Origin of the sequence: uncultured Agitococcus sp. (assembly GCF_937920075.1) — a bacterium.
Classification (GTDB): Bacteria; Pseudomonadota; Gammaproteobacteria; order Pseudomonadales; family Moraxellaceae; genus Agitococcus.
In genome coordinates this window covers 1-1946 of the sequence record NZ_CALETI010000078.1, presented here as the reverse complement: position 1 = coordinate 1946, position 1946 = coordinate 1, and the positions used below count along the sequence as shown (strand labels likewise).

Annotated in this window: 1 protein-coding gene; it reads right to left on the bottom strand. The window is 42.0% G+C overall.

Features of this window, described 5'->3' with window-relative positions:
- Nucleotides 1-698: 698 nt before the first annotated feature.
- Nucleotides 699-1793: a hypothetical protein gene (locus tag Q0212_RS03115; RefSeq protein WP_297922073.1), complete on the bottom strand. Its 1095-nt coding sequence runs from the start codon at nucleotides 1791-1793 to the stop codon at nucleotides 699-701.
- Nucleotides 1794-1946 lie beyond the last annotated feature (153 nt).

Here is a 1946-nt window from a genome sequence, read left to right as displayed (position 1 = left end):
TCTATCTGCCAGTAAACAGAATTTTATAGACTGGTCACGCCTTGAAGTATTTGCATTACTTGCAAGGCTTTTTATTTTGGAACAGGCACTTAGCCTAAAATTGTCTGCGGTGTTCTACCACACCTTACAAATAACACGGTAGATGCACTAAATAATCTTTTTGTCCAAGAATAAAACCAGTAACCAAGCAGAGGCCACTTTAAGAGCCGCCGCAAATGATGTATAACTTGTTGTTCAAGGGGATGCGAACCCAGTCGGAGTTAATAATTGATATTAACCGCGCACCCCTTAACATGTAGTTACACATCACGCCTCAAATCTAATAGAACCCCCCGACAAATTCAAGACCTAATAACACCCATCGTTAAAATAAAGTTTACTTAAAATTAGATGCTGATTGATTCATCGTTAAATAATCACTAATTGGCGTTATTTAATATATTTTTAAGGGTTAATTAAGGTGCGGTTAATTTGCTTTTATTCTAATGACATAATCACCGCTAATAAGGCATTGCATATTAAGAAATACGCATGGTTAATCGCGCATCTAGCCTCTAAGTGTTTACTTATTTGAGACGATGATTAAAGCTATAGGCTACGCACCGCGCTTGTCGTTGTCGTTCCCTCCGCCTCCGCGCTTGGTGCTAGCCTTTATAAAAACAAGCAAAAAGCCATAATTATATTGTTTGTAATAAAAATTACACAGCGTTATATTTCTTACAAAACAAGGCGAGTTGGTCAGCAGTCAACACAGGATTCATAGCCATAATATTATCACGATACCGCCAAGCCCATCTTTTACCGAAGAAGCTAGGCAAATCATCATACCCTAAAGGCTCAGCAGGCGTATGACCGCCCGAAATAGCCACAGCATCAAAAGCACTTGACCAAGAAGCCGCCCACATGGCCACCTTTTTACGCCAAACAAACGCCTTAAGACTGTAAAAAGAGAACCTTGAGGAACAAGCACGAGAGCCACCAATCACAGAGTAAAGGCGCATACCTTTATCTTGTGGTTGACGATAAGCGAACCCTTTGGAAATGTATTTTGCCACATAAGCGGCCAATGCTTCGCCTGTCTTTTTAACTGGTAACAACTCAGTACGACCAAAGCCGTATTTTTTAGATGTTTTACGCCAGAACGCCCACTCAGCACGGAGAGCGGAGTTAGCCCCATCTTTATAACGCCTCTCTTTAATTGCTTGGAAATCAACACCGCGCCTAATATCTTGTTGACAAACAACAACTAAATGAAAGTGCCAACGGCCTGATTGTTGACGCTCAGAGACGCGAATACATTGTGCATAGCGTTCACGGAGTACCCCAGTTATTAACGAATTTAGGCGTTTTGTTGCCTCTTTATGGCATTGAACATCATCGGCAAAGGTAAAGGTTAAAAAGCCGATACGCTCAATAGGGTACTGTTGAAATAAGGCCATAACCTCCGTTTTAACCTTAAATTCTGACTTGCGAACCCATGAGGGAATAGCCGTATAACTATTGTTTTTATCCGTTGTTGGGCTGTCGTTTGAATTGTTTATTCTAAGACAAGGAAGGGGAGCAAACGCGCGGCAGAGACTGCCAATGCGCGTTTTGCTCTCCTTATTTAACTGACTAATCAGCACATAACGAGGCTTAGAGAGCGATTGAAGCTCATCTAAGCTAAGGAGTGTTTTTTCAGAAAGAGGGCGTAATAAGGCGCAATCATCGCGCGTTAGCTTGCTATTAGCTAATTGTCGAGATAATTCACGAGAGGAGAGACCGCGCTTAACGTAAAGAGACGCTAGAGCCATCTTAGCCGCCTTGCAAACGCAAGACAGCAAAAACTTGAGACGATAAGCCGTAGGGACTTACCAAGCAGCCAAAAAGCCGCTAGAATAGTTTTCATCAGTCTATCTGCCAGTAAACAGAATTTTATAGACTGGTCACGCCTTGAAGTATTTGCA